We start from the raw sequence: 17,892 nt of genomic DNA on the forward strand, positions 1-17,892 counted from the left end.
GCGTTGATGCCTGTGACGCCCGCAGCCTTGCCCTTCGCCTGTGAGTACAGCGCCAGCCGAAGACCCTCCGTGAGCAGTATCGCCATACGATCGACAGCAACACCGCCCGCGCGCGCATTCCGATGCAGCGTGACCGGCAGCTGTCCCAACACAGGCAGACCATAGCGCGACGCCGCCGACACAAGCCCCTCCGCCAGATTCAGCCCCGTGCGCGCCGTCACTCCCATGCCGCCAAGCAGAGCCGCCCACAGACCATCCAGACTAGGGCTGTTCGCAGCAATACGATAGGGCAGACCTGCCGTCTCCAGTTGCTGTATCGCGCACCGGCGAAAAGCGCACTGTGGACCCAGCACAGCCAGCGGCAACGGCTGTTCCCGAGGTGGCATAAACGAAGACGAGGCAATCCAGACCACATCCAGCTTCCCAACCATCTCCGCCGCAGCACGATCCTCATGACCGATCACCACGGCGAGATCGATCTCCGTCTTCTCAACCGCATCCGCCAGCGCAGCGTTGCCCTCAATGCGCAGTTCGATCTGCATCCGCGGGTAAAGCGATGAGAAGTGCGACAGCACCTGCGGCAGCATCGCCGCAAAGTCCTGCGGACAGCCCATGCGGATGTGACCCGCCATCTTTGCGCCCTGCATCGTGTCCACCAGCTCGTCATTCAGCGTAAGAATGCGACGCGCATACGCCAGTGCAACTTCTCCGGCTTCGGTCAGAGCCAACCCGCGCCCGCGCTTGCGGAACAGCGGCGCGCCCAGCTCTTCCTGCAATCGCTTCATCTGCAGGCTGATGGCCGAAGGAGTACGTCCAAGACGTTCCGCCGCCTGTGCCAGACTGCCAAGGTCGTGCGCAACCGAAAGCGTACGCAGCGTATCCAGATCGAGATTGATTCGCATTGGCATCCCCAGCGCAACTCCTGACCCCAGCGCAACTCCTGGACCTCAGCACAACTCCTGACCCCAGCAGACAACCAAAATCCTCACCCCGCCGCCAGCGCCCGCAGCACACCGACGTTCCGCGCCTCATCGCCCGGAGCATCTACCGGGGTCTCTGCAATAAATGCGCAGTGGCTGAAGCGATCATCGTGCAGCAATCTCCGGAACGCCTCCGCCCCAATCGTTCCTTCGCCGATGTGCTCATGCCGGTCCAGCTTCGAGCCCATCGCCGCCTTGGCATCGTTGCAGTGCCACACCTTCACGGCATCGAACCCCACCGTGGACTCGACCAGCTTCATCGTCTCGATATACCCATCCACCGAAACGATGTTATACCCTGCGACATGCACGTGGCAGGTATCGAGACACACCGCCACCGGAGCGCATGCCTTCAGGCACTCCACCAACTCCGCCACCTGCTCCAGCTTTCCACCCAACGAAAACTCCGCCCCCGCCGTGTTCTCAATCAGGATCTTGAAGTTCTTCCCTGGGCCGTTGGTTCTAGAGAAGTCGATCCCATCGATCGCGCGTTCAATCGACTGCGCCGCATAGGTCAGACCCTGCTCCCGCGTCAGCCCCTTCCAGCTTCCGGGATGCAGCACCAGAAACTCCGCACCCAATGCGAGCGCCCTCTCCACCTCGCCCCGAAACGCCGTCGTCGAGTTCTCCCGCACGCTCTCCGTCTGGCTGCAGAGATTGATCAGGTAGCTCGCATGGATCGCCACCGGGTTCACATCATTCTTGGCTCGCAGCTCCTGCATCTTCGCCGCATCGACGGGCTTCACCGGCGCGGCCTTCCACATCCTCGGGCTGGACGAAAAGATCTGAAACGTATTCGCTCCCGCGGCAGCAGCCCGCTCCACCGCCGTCCAAACCCCGCCAGCCGTCCCTACATGAACTCCAATCCTCTTCTTCGCCTTCGTCGCCATCCCTCCAGCCTACCGCACTTCAATGCTGCTATTTTGCGAGCTGTTATCGGGAGGAAGAGACCAAGTGTCATCCTGAGCGAAGCGCAGCGAAGTCGAAGGATCTGCGGTTATGCTGCCATCCCGTCTATCCGTAGCGAACGCAAGAACCTGTCCGCGCTAACCCGCATGCTATCCTCATCCCGCATCCACACGAACAGAACGAAAGGATCTCCATGGCCCCTCCGCAGAGCTACGCCACGCACGCCCGCGTCGATGCCCCAATGCACCTATTCGTCTTCCCGACGCTCATCGCCAACCTTGGCGTAGCCATCTGGATTGCAATCCACTTCCGGCACGACTATCCGTACCTCGGCCACTGGTCCATCATCGTCTCGCTGGCACTCTTCATCCTCGCCCTCAAGTGCCGCGTCAACGATCTCAAGCTGCAGGACCGCATCATCCGCCTGGAGGAACGTCTCCGCATCGCCTCCGTGCTTCCGCCCGATGAGATCAAGCACATTCCTGAGCTCTCGATCCGGCAGCTGATTGCGCTCCGCTTTGCTTCGGATGAAGAACTCGCCGCGCTCGTTCGCACGACTCTCACCCAGAACCTCGAGCCCAAGGCCATCAAGCAAAGCATCACCCACTGGAGAGCAGACAATCACCGCGTCTGAATAGATAACTCGCGACCTGCTCAGAACTGATCCAGCGGCAGATCCGATGGCTCAATGAGCCCATTGCCTTTGTTATCCCTACTCGTAGACCTGAATGGGGTTTGATAGGTAAACATAAGCCGACATATCGTTACTAATCTGGGCTCGATGATTGACTTGCGATTTGGTGTAAAACGAGAACTCTCCCGGTACCAGAAGGGCTACGGCAGTGGAAGAGGGGTTGAGTCCTGGTACTCCATGGGCATACCTCCAACAACTTCTAAGTAGTCATAAACTTTTTAGTGCTTTGAGGCACGGGATCGGCCGGACCGCTTAGAGACTGCTCTCTTCGGCAATCGCGGAACAGCCTGGACGCCCGCCCAAAGCGTGGCGATCGTTTGCTCGACCACGAGATTTTGGTCAGGCAAGTCAGGCACAACACCCTGGATGACCATGAGCGTGGCGAGACCGAAGATCGTGTACCACCAGGTGTGAGCCACCACTATGTCATCGCTACTTGGCAATCCTTCTTCCCTCGCAACTTCGAAGAAGAGCTGCACGAAACGTTGGAACAAAGGCCTGCCAATGTCGTCGATATATCGTCCAGCGCGGATGCCGTTGCGGTTCTCCGGTCCGAAGAAGACGTTGCGGAACTGCTGTGGATTGGCGGTGCAGAACTGAATCAAGCCACGTGAAGTCGCAAAAAGACGCTCTTTCGGTACAGGATGTTTAGCGGCAATCGCGTCGAAGTTCCGAATCAGCAGCCCGATCGTCTCGTTGCTTAACTCGGCAAGAATATGCCATTTGTCAGGAAAATGTTGGTAGATCACGGCGTGCGTATAGCCGATCTCTTTAGCGATCTCACGAAGCGTCACGGCTTCGTAACCCCGATCGGCAAACATTTTGCTGGCAGCTGCGAGGATTTCACCCCGCAACCTCTCCTTGCGCTCTGCCCGGCGACTTGGTGATGTCGATGTCATTTCGATAGCTTAGTTCTTTCCAACGATATTGTCGGCCATTTGTTAATTACCAACCATCGGTTATGCCTCTGGACGGTACGGGCATTGATCGGCTGAATTTAATAACCCATGATTATTTTGTAACCAATGGTTAAAGTATGTCTCTAATGGTCAGGTCGCTCGTTTAGATGGGCGGCAAAAAATACGAGCAGAAGGAGAAAACGAGCATGTTTTTAGTCATGGGCATTACTGGAAAAGTTGGAGGAGCCACCGCGCGGCACCTGCTGAAGCAAGGCAAAAAGGTGCGGGCACTTGTGCGTGATCGCGAGAAGGCGGCGAACTGGGCAGACCAGGGCGTGGAGTTGGTCGAGGGAGACTGGAACAATTCCACGGCCATAGCGGCGGCGCTCAAAGGTGTTGAGGGCGCGTTTGTTATGTTGCCGGCTGTATGGGCACCATCGCCTGATTACAGCGAAGCAAAGGGCGTCATTGCGAATTATGTCGAGGCGCTGACCAAGGTAGTGCCCTCACGGCTGGTGGCGCTCTCCTCTATGGGCGCAAATAGGACAAGCGGGCTGGGGATGATCACGGCCTTATCGCTCTTGGAGCAAGGTTTTCGCAGCTTGCCCTCTCCTGTTGCATTTGTGCGCGCAGGCGGCTTCTTCGAAAACTTCCTCTTCGGCTTACAGGCCGCCCAAGGCGGAACACTACCGGTCTTCTACAATCCTACAAACCGGAAATCGACAATGGTCGCATCAGACGACATCGGCGCGGAGGTGGCAAACCTTCTCGCTGGGCCGACATGGTCAGGTCATCGCGTCATCGAGCTGGGTTCGATGGTAAGCGCGGATGAAGTGGCCGCACAATTGGGTGAAGTCCTGACGCTCGACGTAAAAGCTTTTGCGGTCCCGCGTGCAGGGTGGGCGCAAGCGTTCGAGCAGTTCGGCATCCCGAAGGGCCACACTGGGCCTGCCGAAGAAATGTACGAGAGCGTTAACGCGGGATGGATGGACCTAGGAGTCACGGGTACAGAGCACGTAGCAGGTAAGACGTCCGCACGCGATGTATTTGCGGCTGCACAAAACGCCCTCAAGGCATAAGTCCGGAGCAAGCCTAACCAGCGTGGCTCCTTGGGAAGCTGTGGCGCTAACGGCCAAAACGATTGAGCCAAACATGAAAGTTCTTGTTGGGTGCAACGGGCGGGACCGGACGGCTGACCGTCCGGTTCCGCGCAGGCGAAAGGCTATCCCATCGGGACCGCAAGAGAGGATTCTTTTTACTATGAAAACCGGACAAACAATAAATAAATCCATGCGGGCAGGCCGAGCAACTCAAATAGCCGCGATGGGAACAACCGTGCTTGTAGCCTTCATGTGGATGTACTTCGGAAGGTTATATCTAATTCACGATCCGGGCGAATGGAGGATCGCCAACCAGCAGCTCGGATACCCGCTCTATATCATCCCTTTGATTGGCGTGACCCACATCCTTGGTGGAGTGGGTCTTCTGATTCCCAATGTGCCTCGATTGACCGAGTGGATTTATGCGGGTTTCGCGATCACTCTTTTACTCGCGTTCTATTCACAACTGAATGGCGGAGGCAGTACCTGGGATAAATTCGATCCGATTCTCGTCATGGCGTTCGTCTTCGCTTCGTATGTATTAAGGCGCTGCATGCGCGCAAATAGATGGTCGATATGAAGAACACGCTCCGCGGCAGTTTTACTCTTTCCAGGCACATCGCGCAGGCCCAACGACGGTCCAGCCCGCTCATCCGAACTCTAAACGTACAAGTCGTCGCTTAACTTCTGGGCAGCGAAAGTTCAAATGGCGAGAATAGGTCAATGCACTCATTGGACAGGGCCTGCGTCCGTTTGGATCAGTCCCGAGAAACGCAGATATGGGTAGAAGGGACGAGTAAGGCATGTCCCTCGCGACAGTAGACAACGAAAAGGGGCGGCCTACGGCCGCCCCTTCCTGCCAGAAAAAATTTAATATCCGACTGAGAACAAGGTACGCTCATGCTTCGGCGTCTCGATCTCATCCACCAGGGCGATCGCATAATCCGCGAAGGAAATCCTGCTGTCGTTCTTCTCATCCGCCACCAGGTTGTTCGTTCCCGTCCGGTACTTGCCAGTGCGGTCTCCCGGGACGAAATACGCCGCCGGAGCAATGTAAGTCCAGTTGATGTCTGAACCCTTCAGCACCTGGGCGGCCTTCTCGTGCGAGATCGCAATTGGCATATACTCTGCCGGAAGATAACCCGACTTGATCAGGGTTACTCCGGGGGCCACTTCAAGCTGTCCCGCTCCGCCAACCACAACCAGGCGAGGCACACCTGCCTTCTTCACCGCTTCAATCTGGCGGCCCGTTACATCAATCAGGGCATCCGTGTTATCCGCAGGCGGCTGATAGGCGGAGACTACAACATCCGCTCCCTTGATCACCGCTGCAATTGCATCGACATTCGACAGATCGTCCGTCTTCGCCGTGACTCCGGGCTGGCCCTCAAGCGACTCAACATTGCGGGCAACACCCGTTACCTTGTGCCCACGACGAACTAGTTCCTTGACGATCTCAGAACCCGCATTTCCAGTAGCTCCATAAACAACAACGTTCATCACTTTCCTCCTCTTGCATTCCGTTTACTTAGATGGCCCACGGATCCGTTAGATTCTATTTAGACGACACTTGTTGTTTTAACCCAGGCAGAGAATTTACGATCTACGTGCCGTCAGGCCCCCAGAGCGTAAACATACTGTTATCAGTAACATGTAAGTGCCGATCTGTTTAGCTCAGCCTGCTACTCTTAAAAGAGAATCAGCCTGGCGGGATACCCGCCAGGCTGATTCGCATGGACGCAAAAGAAAACGAAGGATCGAGCATAAATCCTCTTCTATGAAGACTTTGGCATAAAGGTCCAAGCCTAAGTCCAATCGTTTGAAGATTTTGCACGAAAAAGGGTAGGAGGGGGCTAGTAGACGTCCCTCTGATAACGCTTCTGCTTCTTCATCGTGGCCAGGTACTCTGCAGCGTGCTCCAGCGTCCCATTGGAACCCTTTGCGATCGCGTCCAGAAGCGCATTCTCGACGTCTTTGGCCATACGTGTAGCGTCGCCGCAGACGTAGAAGTAGGCGCCGTTCTCCAGCCACTCGAACACCTCGCGAGCGTGCTCCTGGATGCGGTCCTGCACATACACCTTGTTGTGCTGGTCGCGTGAGAAGGCCGTATGCAGGTGCGTCAGCACGCCGCCGTTCACCATGCTCTGCAGCTGGTCCTTGTAGAGAAAGTCCAGCTTCTCACGTTGCTCTCCGAAGAAGAGCCAGTTCTTGCCGGGTGCTCCCGTAGCATCGCGCTCCTCGAGGAACGCACGGAACGGAGCGATGCCGGTGCCCGGGCCCACCATGATCACGGGAGCCGAAGCATCTTCAGGAAGGCGGAAGTTGTTGTTCGAGTGCAGGAAGATCGGCAGATTGGCGCCTTCCCCGGCCCGGTCCCCGAGATGGCCGCTGGCCACTCCCTGGCGGCTGCGTCCATGGGCGTCGTAGCGAATCACGCGGACCGTCGTGTGAACGCTGTCGGTATGAACCTTCTGGCTCGAAGAGATCGAGTACATGCGCGGCGTCAGCCGCTGAAGGATATTGAAAAGCTGCTGCGGGTCGGTGACGACGCCGGGAAAATCCGTGGCGAGATCGACGAACTCGCGGCCCCAGCAGTACTCTTCCGCGCGAGCGCGATTGTCAGGTCCGGTCAGAACTTTCAAACCCTCCGTCTCCGGAGCAAGCTTCGCGAACTGGCCTACACTGCCGCGCGACAGCTTTCCAATTCCGAGCCGCGTCCGCAGAGCCTCTTCAAGGGAGATCTCAACCTTGTAATGATCCAGCACCCGCTCATCGCCCTTGAAACCGAGCGCCTTCAGAACGTCCTCGACAGCTTCCGCGCGATTCTCCGGAATGATTCCAACGGCATCGCCGGGCGTATAAGTCATGCCCTCTTCCAGGGCCAGCTCTACATGACGCGTCTCCTTCTCCGACCCTTCCGCGGTCAGGAGATAGTTGACGTTGACGACAGACATGTAGGGGTTATTACGGGTGTACTTCTGGGCGTGCCCCGCCCCAGTTTTTGTTTCCTGCTCCAGAACTTCGCTCATCCCTATATGGTAAACGCTTCGCGGCCAAATTCCATGGTTCGGATGCAGCAAAAATCTGCGCCGGAGAGGCGCAATTGACGCATTCTGACCGTAGTTCAGGCGACAAGAATTGGCTCTGACGAACTCTCCGTCCGGCCTCTAAACCACCTTCAGAAACCTCTCCGCAACCTGGGTCGCGATCTCACTAACAGACTGGCTCCAAAGCCTTTCATTGAAGATCTCAACCTCAATCGGTCCCTTGTAGCCGGCCTGTTCGACAGCACGCCGGAGCCTTTGGATCTCGATGACACCGTCTCCCATCAACCCGCGACCCATCAGCGTATCGGGGAGTGGGACGATCCAGTCGGAGACATGAAAGCCGAAGATGCGTTCGCCGGCCCGTGAAATCTCATCGTAGACACGCGGATCCCACCAGACGTGGTAGACATCGATCACCAGTCCGACTGTGCCCGGAGAGAAGCTCTCCGCAATTGAGTTCGCCTGGTCCATGGTTACGATGACGCTCCGGTCCGCGGCGAACATGGGGTGGAGCGGTTCGATACCCAGCCGGACGCCGCACTTTTCTGCGTGACTCACGACCGCACCGATTCCGTCGGCAACCATCTGCCGTGCTCCCTGGATGTCTCTACCAGGAGCAGGTCCGTTCACAAGCACCAGCAGATCTGTGCCGAGGGCTGCAGCCTCATCGATGGCCCGAAGATTGTCGTCGATCCTCTTTCGCCGCTCTTCGGAGGTCGCTGCTGGAAACATTCCTCCCCGGCAGAGACTCGAGACCCTAAGACCCGCCTCGCGCAGGTCTCTTCCCCACTGTACTGGGTTCTCAGCGATGGCATGACGCCACGGACCGATCCACTGTATCCCGGACTGGAGGCAGGCATTCATAACCTCCCGCAAGGAGGCTTTGCCTGCCGTCATCTGGTTGAAGCTCAGCCTCTCGAGATCAGCCACTATGCCTCCACTCCGGATAGTTCAAGTACCAACCTCATCCGATGCAGCGCCAGCTCAGGGTCCGACAACAGCCGCGACCTGTCGGCCAGCACGAAGAGCTTAGCGAGGTGCTGGATAGAGCGAGCGCTCTCCTGACCACCCAACATGCGAAAGTGTCTCTGATGGCCGTTGAGGTAAGCAAGGAAGATGAGACCCGTCTTATAGAAGTAAGTCGGAGCCTCGAAGATGTGTCTGGATAAGGGAACGGTCGGCTCCAGGATCTTCCGGTAGGCAACAGGGTCTCCGTCGTCGAGCGCCCGGAAGGCTGCCACCGCTGCAGGTGCGATTCCGTCAAAGATACCCAGCAGCGCGTCGCTGTAACCAAGGTCATCTCCCTGAATCAACTCCGCGTAGTCGAAGTCGTCGCCGGTATACATGCGCACGCCTTCCGGCAGCAGACGGCGCATCTTGATCTCCTGCTGTTTATCGAGCAGCGAGATCTTCACTCCGTCGATCATGGATCGATTTTCGCCAATAATCGCGAGGCAGGTCTCCATAGCTTCAGGAATCGATGAGGAACCCCAGTACCCTTTCAGCTGAGGGTCGAAGGATTCGCCCAGCCAATGCAGTATCGCCGGCTGTCGCAAACCAGAGAGCAGGCGGCTATAGACGCGGACATAGTCGTCGGCGCCGCGCGCGCATCGTGCCAGAACACGGCTGGCCATCAGGATTACCCGCCCACCAGCGGTCTCGATGACCTCGCATTGTTCCTCATATGCCCGGATGACATCATCCACCGTGGCTGGCGTGTCGGCATCCAGTTTGTCGGTGTTTGCTCCGCAGGCAATCGCTCCGGATCGGTCGCTGGCCGAAATTCGGATGAGTTCTCGAGCACTCTTCCAATCCAGTCCCATTCCTCGTTGCGCCGTGTCCATCGCTTCGGCTACTCCAAATCCAAGCGACCAGAGATGACGCCTGAAAGCCATGGTCGCTTCCATATCGAGCCTCTGCGGCTGGAGAGGATCGATCACGACGTGGGCGGCAGCGTAGACCACGCGCGAACGAGGGGGCGGGCTGGGAGAAGCGGGCCAGGGGCTTTGATCGCTCAGGCAATACTCAGTTATCCCTCCCTCGAGGGGGAGCCGAATCTTCTTCATCATTGCTCCTATCATTGTTCGGCGAGATCAGCCTTCGTTCAGAATAAGTTCGGGGACGTCCACCCAACGTCTTTCAGACCAGGAACGCATCCCTGCTTCCGCAAGCTGTACACCTTTCGCAGCCTCGAGAAAGGTGTGAGGGAATGGAGCATCTTCGAGTACGTGACGCAGGAACATCTCCCACTGGACCTTAAATGCATTCTCTTCCGGAACGATCGCAGGAACGGATTGCCAGCCATCCAGGAATGGAATCGGGTTGGGAATATCAGGGTTCCAGATTGCCTTCGGAGTGACGGCTCTGGGTTGGACCTTGCACTCACGAAGGCCAGCAACAGCGCTACCTTCCGTGCCGTCAACATGGATCTCCAGGAGCTCTTCGCGATTGACCCGCGTGACCCATGACGAGTTGATGTGGGCGACGGCGCCTCCCTCCAGCTCGAAGGTCGCATAGGCAGCATCGTCTGCTGTACATGCGTATTCGGATCCCGTCTCGTCGACGCGGCGAGGAATAGTGGTGCGGGCTGTGCAGCTTACGGTTTTAACCTCGCCGAACAGATTGCTGAGAACGTACTGCCAATGAGGGAACATGTCGAGGATGATGCCTCCACCTTCTTCCCTGCGGTAGTTCCAGGAGGGGCGCTGGGCGGGAGGATTTGGACCTTCGAAGACCCAGTATCCAAACTCGCCCCGGACTGAAAGAACTTTGCCCAGCAGGCCGGTTTGTAGCACATGCCTCAGCTTAATGATTCCGGGAAGAAAGAGCTTATCCTGCACGACTCCATTCTTGATGCCAACGCTCTGAGCCTCCCGAGCGAGTTGCAGGCTTTCCTCAACCGTGGAAGCCAATGGCTTTTCGCAGTAGATATGTTTGCCAGCCTTGAGAGCTGCCTGGACGCTGTTGAAGCGAAGGCGGGTAAGCTGCGCGTCGAAGTAGATGGTGTTTTGCTTATCGGAGAGGCAGGCATCGAGATCGGTCGAGAAGCGATCGACACCCCAATGATCTGCAAGAGCCCTGAGCTTCTCTTCGTTTCTACCAACGAGCACCGGGTCAGGCATGACAACGGTCTGGTTCTGCAGACGGAGCCCGCCCTGCTTACGAATTGCCGCGATGGACCGCCCCAGGTGCTGGTTGGTTCCCATGCGCCCGGTCACGCCATTCATGATGATGCCAATCTTTTGCATTCACACTCCAGGAAAAGTGAATGTCCTCCAAGTAAATTGAAGCCCTGCAGGAGGACAAAATTCGGGATTGCAGCAGAAAGAAACTTTCACGGGATCATAATGAAGGATGGGAGCGGTGGCAATTTGAGCAGAAGAATCGGATGGGATTTACCGGTATGGAGCCCGCTGTTATGGCTCCTGATCGTGCTTCCGTTGTGGCAACCGCTTTCAGCCGAAGAGCCTCGTATCGTGGGTCCGGGTGGAGGAGGCGCGATGTTTCATGTCACGATCAACCCGCACGATCCGAATGAGGTTCTGTTGTCGTGTGATATGACGGGAGCATATATCAGCCACGATGGCGGCCATCATTGGCGGATGTTCGATCTCAGAGGAAGCATCCACTTCTTCGCCTTCGATCCGAATCGCCGCGGCACCCTTTATGCAGGAACCGATGTTCTGTGGCGGAGCACCAATGATGGCGCGACCTGGCAGCTGGTATGGCCCAGGCCCGAGACTGTGAGCGCCATTGTGATGGATTCCGACCATGCTGATGAGACGGTGGTCGCAAAGTCGAACCTGATCGGTAGCATCACAAGCATTGCTGTCGATCCTGCAAATTCAAAGACCCTTTATGCCACCGCTGAAAACCAAGGTAGTAATGAGGTAGTTGTGTCGTACGACGAAGGGAGAGCGTGGCGCGTGTTGCTCCATCTCTCGGAGGGTGCGTTTCGTCTATGGTTGGACCCGCGTTCTGAGGAGCATGAGCGCGATATTTATGTCGCCACGGCGCACGGTATCCAGACTCGCCTTCATGGAGAGTGGCGGGAGAGATCCGTTCCCGCGGGGATGACCCTCCGTAGTCTGTCACTCGGCTTTCCCGCGACAGTGGATCTTCCTTCGACTGCGTACGGGGTGACCGACGGAACACACCCAGAACTGATGGTTACGAAGGATGGGGGCAGTACATGGGAACGATCAGTCCTCCCCGGCGAGGGAACAAAGGTTCGAGAAGTCGCCACGAGCCTCTCTCACCCCGAGATTGCATATGCCTCTTACCGAGGCATGCAACTGGATAGAGAGACGCTGCAGGGAGTCGCCAGGACCGACGATTTCGGGCAGCATTGGCAGCTGGTCTGGAGATCGACTCCGAATCGAGAGGCCAGCAATGTTCACGATGCGTGGATCGCGGACGCTATGACGCCCGCGTGGACGGAGGAACCGCTCAGCCTCACGGTGGACGACCAGAATCCTGATCTTGCTTATGTAACGGACCTGGGAAGAACGCTCGCGACAACGGATGGGGGGCATGTCTGGACAGCTCGATACTCGAAGCCGCTAACCGATTCTGGTGGAGCTAAGCAAGCGTGGACTAGTACCGGACTGGACGTGACGACTACCTATGGGTACCTCTTCGATCCATTCGATTCGAAGCGCCGGTTCATCCTTACTACCGACATTGGACTCTTCAGGAGCGAGGATGGTGGCCGTTCGTGGTTGCGGTCCGTCGATGGTGTTCCTGCACGATGGCGGAACACGACATACTCGGTCATGTTCGATCCCACGATACCGGGAAAGATGTGGGCCGCGATGAGTGACATTCACGATCTTCCACGACCCAAGATGTGGCGTCACCGCTCGACCGAGGAGTACATAGGAGGAATCTGCGTCTCGGAAGATGGGGGCCGAACATGGCGGTCGTCAAGTACGGGGATGCCGTCGACGGCGCCAACTTCGTTGGTGATCGATCCGAGTACTCAGCCCGGCCATAGAACGTTGTGGGCCGCAACCATGGGACACGGAATCTATCGATCGAGAGACGATGGACACTCGTGGTCTCCGGTGAATGCAGGCATTGCACAGAAGAATGCATTGGGATGGCGGCTAGCGCGCAGTTCCAACGGGGTTCTGTATGCGCTGATAGCGCGCCGGAGCGAAGACGGAAGCATTGGGAACTCGGGAGACGGAGCGCTGTATCAATCTACGGACAATGGTGAACATTGGACTTCGGTAGCGCTTCCGAAGGGTGCCAATGCGCCGAACGGCATTGCAATCGACCCGGAGGATAGCTCCCGTATCTACCTGGCGTTGTGGGCTCGGGCAACTCCGACGCTGGATCTGAAAGAGACGAAATCGAACGACAACAATCGCCCGGGGCGGGCCACACATGTATTCAACGGCCGTTATGGAGGTATTGCCATTTCTTCTGACGGCGGCCGCACCTGGCGATGGACGCTTGAGCGCGATCGCCACATCTACGATGTCACGATCGACCCCCATGATCCGCACACCTTATATGCGGCTGGTTTCGAATCGACGGCCTGGGTATCTCACGACCGAGGTGAACATTGGACGCGGATCCCGAGCTTCAACTTCAAATGGGGGCACCGTGTGCAGGCTGATCCGGAGCATCCCGGGAAGGTGTATATCTCCACCTTTGGAGGTGGCGTATGGCACATTTCTCTATCAGGCCCGGCAGCGCAGGACATAACGACCTCCAGGCTGAAGCCATAAGCAAGATCGTACGTTCGAAATAGTGAACAGATTCCCAGGTTTTGTCGTAATAGTAGACAAACGTTTCCTCCTACAGATAGAAACGAGACATAAGGCTACCTGGTAGCGCTCGAACGACCCCCAGGAGACAGATAGACACCGTGCCGAGAACTCCAAGTCAGGAAATTGCAGCCCTTCAACCGCTTGATAAAAGCGGCTTCATCCCTCTCTACTATCAAATCCAACGCGCACTTCTGGAGAGGATTCACTCGGGAGAACTTGCGGAAGGAGATCTGCTCGCGTCCGAAGAGGAACTCGCACGCTCCTATAAAGTGAGTCGAATGACCGCCCGACAGGCTCTCCATGGCCTGAAAAGCCGGGGATATGCGCTAAGTCAGAAAGGGCGCGGGACTTTTGTCACCAAGCCTAAGCTGGAGAAGAACATCATGCATCTCCGTGGGTTTACGGAGGACATGAAACAGCGGGGAATGCAACCCAGCTCACAGCTTCTGGAGCAGACCGTGATCGACGCAGGAGAGGATCTTGCAGAGACGCTGAGAATCTCACCTGAGATGCAGCTGCTGAAACTTCGGCGCCTGCGGCTGGCAGACGGGATGCCTATGGCGCTGGAAGAGTCCTTTGTTCCCCTGCAACGCTTTCCAGGACTGGAGAAGATCAGTTTCGCAAACCAGTCGCTCTATTACATCCTGCGTGAGAACTACGGGGTGAAGGTGGCGTGGGCAGATGAGATTATCGAAGCTTTGCCGGCCACACGCGAGGAGTCGGAGCTGCTGACGATTCCTAAGCGAGCAAGTGTCCTATCGATCTCCCGCACGATCATGACCAAGGAGCAGAGACCGATCGAAGTGGCGTGTTCGCGCTATCGCGGAGATCGATATCGCGCCCTGATTCGCATTCCGACGACGACGATCGAGTAGCTGCCTTACTCAGAGCGAGGTGCTGGCGGCAAAGAAGCCATTAGCGTGGCTGGAGAATCTTGTGGCACGCTAATGGCCTTTGTTGATCGATGCACACCCCTTTGGACCCTAGTTGTGGAGATGCATAGGCCAGCCGAGGTATTTGTGCGCTGCCTCCCGCACGGCTTCTGCAACGTGAGAGAAGTTTGCAGCGACATGGTGTTCGAAGCCGTTCTCGCAGATGTAGCGCAGGAGATGTTGCATATTCGGGATCTCTACAACGCCTGCTCCGCCAAAGGTGTTGAGCGAATCATCGGTGAAGCTTCCCTGCCCAACGTATCCCTTGATGGTGCCCCCGAAGTCATCGGTCGAGAATCGCACAAAGCTCATAGGACCGGCTTTAACCCTGCCGTCCAGAGTTCCGAATGTGTTGTCCTTCCCTACGGTTCCGGCGATGATCTGCTGGAAGTCCATCTTCACACCTTCGCGGAAGAAGTGCTTCGGGAGATTTGAGCAATGAAAACAGACAGCCTTGTCTGGATCGCCGCCGTAATTATTGTTCCAGTCGAGGAGAGCCGAGGGCGTCTCGCTTGCAAGGGTGAGAGCGTGCATAGATAGGGTTCCCATGGTGTCGACCTCGCAGGCACTGGGCAGGAGCTTTTCGCTCATCATGCTCATTACCGTGCATGGAACCACGCCGAAGAACTCTTCCATTGAGGTCCAGCACTGGACGGACGTCACATCGAGCGTGTTGGACTTCATCCAGTTATCTATAACCACGCCGAGTTTGGACATCTTGATGAGCGCGACCTCAGGCACCTCATGAACGGGAAGGTAGCTCTTGATCGCACTGAGCTTCTCCTGCACTTCGTGTTCTCCGTCCTCGAGACGATGAATCCTGCCGATGACCTCGCTCAGATCAAGGGTATCGACAGTAATGCCGCTCTTTTCGAGCAGTTTCTCGGAGTAACGCACGGTGTTGAAGGCCGCCGGACGGGCACCGATCGCCCCGATGCGGAGATTCCGGAAGCCACGAACGATACGGCAGGTGCCAGCGAAGGTCTGCAGATCGGTCGTGAACTCCTCGGAGTCCGGAGCTTCCGTATGCAATGTTGTAAGGGTATAGGGAATTCCATACTGACGCAGGTTGTTGCAGATAGACATCTTGCCGCAGAAGCTGTCGCGGCGAAAAGCGATGCTCATTTTGCCAGCGTCATCGGGAGTCGCCTGGATCAGAATAGGAACCTGAAGGTTAGCTAAACGGATAGCGTCGGCTATACCCCGCTCTTCGCCGAAGTTCGGCAAGGTAACGACGATTCCGTCGATCTCGTTGGCGTGCCGCTGAAACAGGTCGGCACAGATCTTTGCTTCTGTATAACTCTCCACCGCTCCGAAAGCAGTCTGCTCCGGAGTGACAACGACTGCTTTGTAACCCTGCCGCTCAATAGCTGCAATCATTTCCGTCCGGCCTGTCGCTGCCAGGTGGCTCGGAAAGAAGCCGCGATTCCCTACAATAACGCCAAAAGTCATCTGCCTGCCCATACTTCCTTTACCTCTTTTCTTGATGCCGCGAACGGCTGTTTTTAGAGACCTCAACCTTTACGAGGTCGAAAACGGATTACGTAAAATGCACCGAAGATCAGCAGCAGCAGCCCCCACCACATCGTCGGATGAAGCTGATGGAGGGTGGTCGGGGACTCATGTCCCATTGCTTCATAGATCCCGTAAGGAAGCAGAATTATCCCGTACATCAACGGTAGGATCCCAACAAAAAACCAGATGGAGAGCTTCTCTCCACGCCCTGTCCCTTCAGCCATCACTGTTCTCCTTACCAGAACATCAGGTTTAAGATAAAGAAGACCACGATTACGACGCAGGCCCAAAAGATAGGCTTTTGCCAAAGATGTGGCGAATCGTCGTCCGGGATCTCGGTCGCTCCGTAGACGAGACCCGCCAACTCAGCAACCGGTGTCGGTTTTGTGAGCAGGCTTACAACATAAGTGACCACGACGCAGATCAGAAAGCTCCAAAGTGCGCGATATAGGTTCTCTGCCATCGGACGGGCATCCGGCGAAAGCGCAATATAGCGCAGAGCTGCACCGTCCCGCTGAACCCAAATCCACATGGCTATAGACGCTACGGTTCCCGAGAGCAGACCCCAGAAACCGCCGGAGCGTGTTGCTCGCTTCCAAAGCATGCCCAGGATCACGGTTCCGAACAGCGGCGCGATAAAGAAGCTGAACAATGCCTGGACATAGTCCATGATGCTGGCTGCATGGGCCACCAGGTAGGCGGTTCCTACCGACACCAGCATGCCGACAATCGTCGACCAGCGCCCCATAGAGACATAGTGACTATCCGGAGCATCCTTCTTCATGTAGGCTCCGTAGAGATCGTAGGTCCATACGGTCGAGAATGCGCTGACATTGCCTGCCATGCCGCTCATGAATCCTGCGACAAGAGCCGTAATTCCAAGTCCAAGCAGTCCAGGACCGCAATACCGAATCAACATCAGCGGAAGAACTTCGTTATAGCTGTGCTGGCCAGTCGCAGCAGCTACGTCCTGCCCCACGAGATGCATCATGCTTCCATCCGGGTTCTTGAGGACGGTAAGAGCGAGAAGGCCCGGCACGATGACGATGAGAGGAACTGCCATCTTGAAGGCCGCCCCGATAATTGGGGCCAACTTCGCGGAGCGAAGATTATTCGCGGAGAGCACACGCTGTACGACAAGGAAGTCTGTGGTCCAGTATCCGAAGCTGATGACGAAGCCGAGACCGAAGATGATTCCGGTCCAGTGGACACCCATGGGATTATCGCGGAAGCTGCCCAGTGTGCTCCACAGATGGGTGTAGTCGTTTGAGCCTACGTTGGCAGCAATCTGAGCCTTCAGGTTCTGCCAACCACCTGCTTCGATCAGGCCGAGAATCGGTATCAGTGCAGCGCCGGCCCAGATGAGCACAAACTGCAGCACTTCATTGATGATGGCCGAGCGGAGCCCACCCAACATAACGTAAACAGCCACTGTGACGGCGCCGATCCAGATGGAGAAGCTGATGTTCCAGCCGAGTACCACTTTCATCACCAGAGCCATGGAGTACATGTTGACTCCGCTCATCAGTACTGTCATGAGGGCAAAGGAGACAGCGCTAACCCCTCTGGCACCTTCTCCGAACCTGAGTTGCAGATAGCCAGGAACAGAGTGTGTCTTCGAGATGTAATAGAACGGCATCATCACGATGCCCAAGAAGAGCATAGCGGGAATCGCGCCGATCCAATACCAGTGCGCTGCCAGGATGCCGTACTGGTACGCCGCACCTGCCCACCCCATCAATTCAAGAGAGCCAAGGTTCGCTGAGACGAAGCTCAACCCTGCTATCCAAGCCGACATCTCCCGTCCGGCGAGAAAGAACTCTTCGCTTGTATTTGTAGATCCTTTGACGTAGAAGCCGATGAAGATAACGAGTACAAAGTAGAGCGCGAGAACCGCGATGTCGATGGGGGCCAGAACGGTCAGTTGATGAGGAGCAAAGAGCAATAACAAATGTGAGCAGGAGATCGGCATCAGGCTAGCCCCAGAAGATTACAGATGAGATTTATTTGTTCCCGCGAAATAACCATGACAGTCT

At 56.6% G+C, this 17,892-nt stretch carries 16 protein-coding genes; 5 read left to right on the forward strand and 11 right to left on the reverse strand.

What is annotated here, in order from left to right; translation table 11 throughout:
- A partial coding sequence (locus JAO29_RS09655; protein WP_334267999.1) for a LysR substrate-binding domain-containing protein occupies nt 1–908 on the reverse strand: 908 nt, incomplete at its 3' end.
- 77 nt (nt 909–985) lie between these two features.
- Nucleotides 986–1,870 (reverse strand): deoxyribonuclease IV, encoded by an 885-nt coding sequence (locus JAO29_RS09660; protein ID WP_334268000.1) that lies wholly within the window; start codon nt 1,868–1,870, stop codon nt 986–988.
- A gap of 212 nt (nt 1,871–2,082) precedes the next feature.
- Here JAO29_RS09660 and JAO29_RS09665 point away from each other — a divergent pair, with 212 nt between their 5' ends.
- Nucleotides 2,083–2,523 carry a DUF6526 family protein gene (locus JAO29_RS09665; protein WP_334268001.1) on the forward strand — a complete coding sequence of 147 codons (441 nt, stop codon included), beginning with the start codon at nt 2,083–2,085 and terminating at the stop codon, nt 2,521–2,523.
- Between the two features lie 278 nt (nt 2,524–2,801).
- Here JAO29_RS09665 and JAO29_RS09670 read toward each other — a convergent pair whose 3' ends face one another.
- Nucleotides 2,802–3,482, reverse strand: coding sequence for a TetR/AcrR family transcriptional regulator (locus JAO29_RS09670; protein ID WP_334268002.1), 681 nt, complete (start codon nt 3,480–3,482; stop codon nt 2,802–2,804).
- 167 nt (nt 3,483–3,649) lie between these two features.
- Here JAO29_RS09670 and JAO29_RS09675 point away from each other — a divergent pair, with 167 nt between their 5' ends.
- Together JAO29_RS09675 and JAO29_RS09680 are read left to right on the forward strand one after the other, a co-directional pair.
- On the forward strand, nt 3,650–4,561 hold the full coding sequence (locus tag JAO29_RS09675) for an NmrA family NAD(P)-binding protein (protein ID WP_334268003.1): 912 nt from the start codon (nt 3,650–3,652) through the stop codon (nt 4,559–4,561).
- 211 nt (nt 4,562–4,772) lie between these two features.
- A complete protein-coding gene (locus JAO29_RS09680; RefSeq protein WP_334268004.1) occupies nt 4,773–5,162 on the forward strand; it encodes a DoxX family protein in 390 nt (129 codons plus the stop codon).
- A gap of 290 nt (nt 5,163–5,452) precedes the next feature.
- Here JAO29_RS09680 and JAO29_RS09685 read toward each other — a convergent pair whose 3' ends face one another.
- The 5 genes from JAO29_RS09685 to JAO29_RS09705 all read right to left on the reverse strand — a co-directional run bounded on the left by JAO29_RS09685 (nt 5,453) and on the right by JAO29_RS09705 (nt 10,877).
- On the reverse strand, nt 5,453–6,082 hold the full coding sequence (locus JAO29_RS09685) for an NAD(P)-dependent oxidoreductase (protein WP_334268005.1): 630 nt from the start codon (nt 6,080–6,082) through the stop codon (nt 5,453–5,455).
- 353 nt (nt 6,083–6,435) lie between these two features.
- Nucleotides 6,436–7,611, reverse strand: coding sequence for a diflavin oxidoreductase (locus JAO29_RS09690; protein WP_334268006.1), 1,176 nt, complete (start codon nt 7,609–7,611; stop codon nt 6,436–6,438).
- A 138-nt stretch (nt 7,612–7,749) separates the two neighbouring features.
- Nucleotides 7,750–8,559, reverse strand: coding sequence for a sugar phosphate isomerase/epimerase family protein (locus tag JAO29_RS09695; RefSeq protein WP_334268007.1), 810 nt, complete (start codon nt 8,557–8,559; stop codon nt 7,750–7,752).
- Complete coding sequence (locus JAO29_RS09700; RefSeq protein WP_334268008.1) at nt 8,559–9,698, reverse strand: dihydrodipicolinate synthase family protein; 1,140 nt, start codon at nt 9,696–9,698, stop codon at nt 8,559–8,561. The genes JAO29_RS09695 and JAO29_RS09700 overlap by 1 nt, the downstream gene beginning before the upstream one ends.
- A gap of 24 nt (nt 9,699–9,722) precedes the next feature.
- Nucleotides 9,723–10,877 carry a Gfo/Idh/MocA family protein gene (locus JAO29_RS09705; protein ID WP_334268009.1) on the reverse strand — a complete coding sequence of 385 codons (1,155 nt, stop codon included), beginning with the start codon at nt 10,875–10,877 and terminating at the stop codon, nt 9,723–9,725.
- Between the two features lie 123 nt (nt 10,878–11,000).
- Here JAO29_RS09705 and JAO29_RS09710 point away from each other — a divergent pair, with 123 nt between their 5' ends.
- Complete coding sequence (locus JAO29_RS09710; protein ID WP_334268010.1) at nt 11,001–13,367, forward strand: WD40/YVTN/BNR-like repeat-containing protein; 2,367 nt, start codon at nt 11,001–11,003, stop codon at nt 13,365–13,367.
- Between the two features lie 140 nt (nt 13,368–13,507).
- On the forward strand, nt 13,508–14,284 hold the full coding sequence (locus tag JAO29_RS09715) for a GntR family transcriptional regulator (RefSeq protein WP_334268011.1): 777 nt from the start codon (nt 13,508–13,510) through the stop codon (nt 14,282–14,284).
- Between the two features lie 108 nt (nt 14,285–14,392).
- On the opposite strand, the gene JAO29_RS09720 is transcribed toward JAO29_RS09715, so the two are convergent.
- Genes JAO29_RS09720 through JAO29_RS09730 form a run of 3 tightly spaced genes read right to left on the reverse strand, consistent with a single transcriptional unit; the run spans nt 14,393 to nt 17,828 of the window.
- On the reverse strand, nt 14,393–15,805 hold the full coding sequence (locus JAO29_RS09720) for an L-fucose/L-arabinose isomerase family protein (protein WP_334268012.1): 1,413 nt from the start codon (nt 15,803–15,805) through the stop codon (nt 14,393–14,395).
- A gap of 50 nt (nt 15,806–15,855) precedes the next feature.
- The gene (locus tag JAO29_RS09725; RefSeq protein ID WP_334268013.1) at nt 15,856–16,080 is read right to left on the reverse strand and encodes a hypothetical protein; all 225 of its coding nucleotides are present in this window, start codon (nt 16,078–16,080) and stop codon (nt 15,856–15,858) included.
- Nucleotides 16,081–16,091: 11 nt separating this feature from the next.
- The gene (locus tag JAO29_RS09730) at nt 16,092–17,828 is read right to left on the reverse strand and encodes a sodium:solute symporter family protein (protein WP_334268014.1); all 1,737 of its coding nucleotides are present in this window, start codon (nt 17,826–17,828) and stop codon (nt 16,092–16,094) included.
- Nucleotides 17,829–17,892 lie beyond the last annotated feature (64 nt).

Source organism: Edaphobacter sp. HDX4 (assembly GCF_036877565.1).
Lineage (GTDB): Bacteria > Acidobacteriota > Terriglobia > Terriglobales > Acidobacteriaceae > Edaphobacter.

Bases quoted from the DNA above. Each gene is read 5' to 3' on its own strand.
- JAO29_RS09660 (WP_334268000.1), bottom strand. From the start codon at position 1,870: ATGGCGACGAAGGCGAAGAAGAGGATTGGAGTTCATGTAGGGACGGCT.
- JAO29_RS09665 (WP_334268001.1), top strand. From the start codon at position 2,083: ATGGCCCCTCCGCAGAGCTACGCCACGCACGCCCGCGTCGATGCCCCA.
- JAO29_RS09670 (WP_334268002.1), bottom strand. From the start codon at position 3,482: ATGACATCGACATCACCAAGTCGCCGGGCAGAGCGCAAGGAGAGGTTG.
- JAO29_RS09675 (WP_334268003.1), top strand. From the start codon at position 3,650: ATGGGCGGCAAAAAATACGAGCAGAAGGAGAAAACGAGCATGTTTTTA.
- JAO29_RS09680 (WP_334268004.1), top strand. From the start codon at position 4,773: ATGCGGGCAGGCCGAGCAACTCAAATAGCCGCGATGGGAACAACCGTG.
- JAO29_RS09685 (WP_334268005.1), bottom strand. From the start codon at position 6,082: ATGAACGTTGTTGTTTATGGAGCTACTGGAAATGCGGGTTCTGAGATC.
- JAO29_RS09690 (WP_334268006.1), bottom strand. From the start codon at position 7,611: ATGAGCGAAGTTCTGGAGCAGGAAACAAAAACTGGGGCGGGGCACGCC.
- JAO29_RS09700 (WP_334268008.1), bottom strand. From the start codon at position 9,698: ATGATGAAGAAGATTCGGCTCCCCCTCGAGGGAGGGATAACTGAGTAT.
- JAO29_RS09705 (WP_334268009.1), bottom strand. From the start codon at position 10,877: ATGCAAAAGATTGGCATCATCATGAATGGCGTGACCGGGCGCATGGGA.
- JAO29_RS09720 (WP_334268012.1), bottom strand. From the start codon at position 15,805: ATGGGCAGGCAGATGACTTTTGGCGTTATTGTAGGGAATCGCGGCTTC.
- JAO29_RS09725 (WP_334268013.1), bottom strand. From the start codon at position 16,080: ATGGCTGAAGGGACAGGGCGTGGAGAGAAGCTCTCCATCTGGTTTTTT.
- JAO29_RS09730 (WP_334268014.1), bottom strand. From the start codon at position 17,828: ATGCCGATCTCCTGCTCACATTTGTTATTGCTCTTTGCTCCTCATCAA.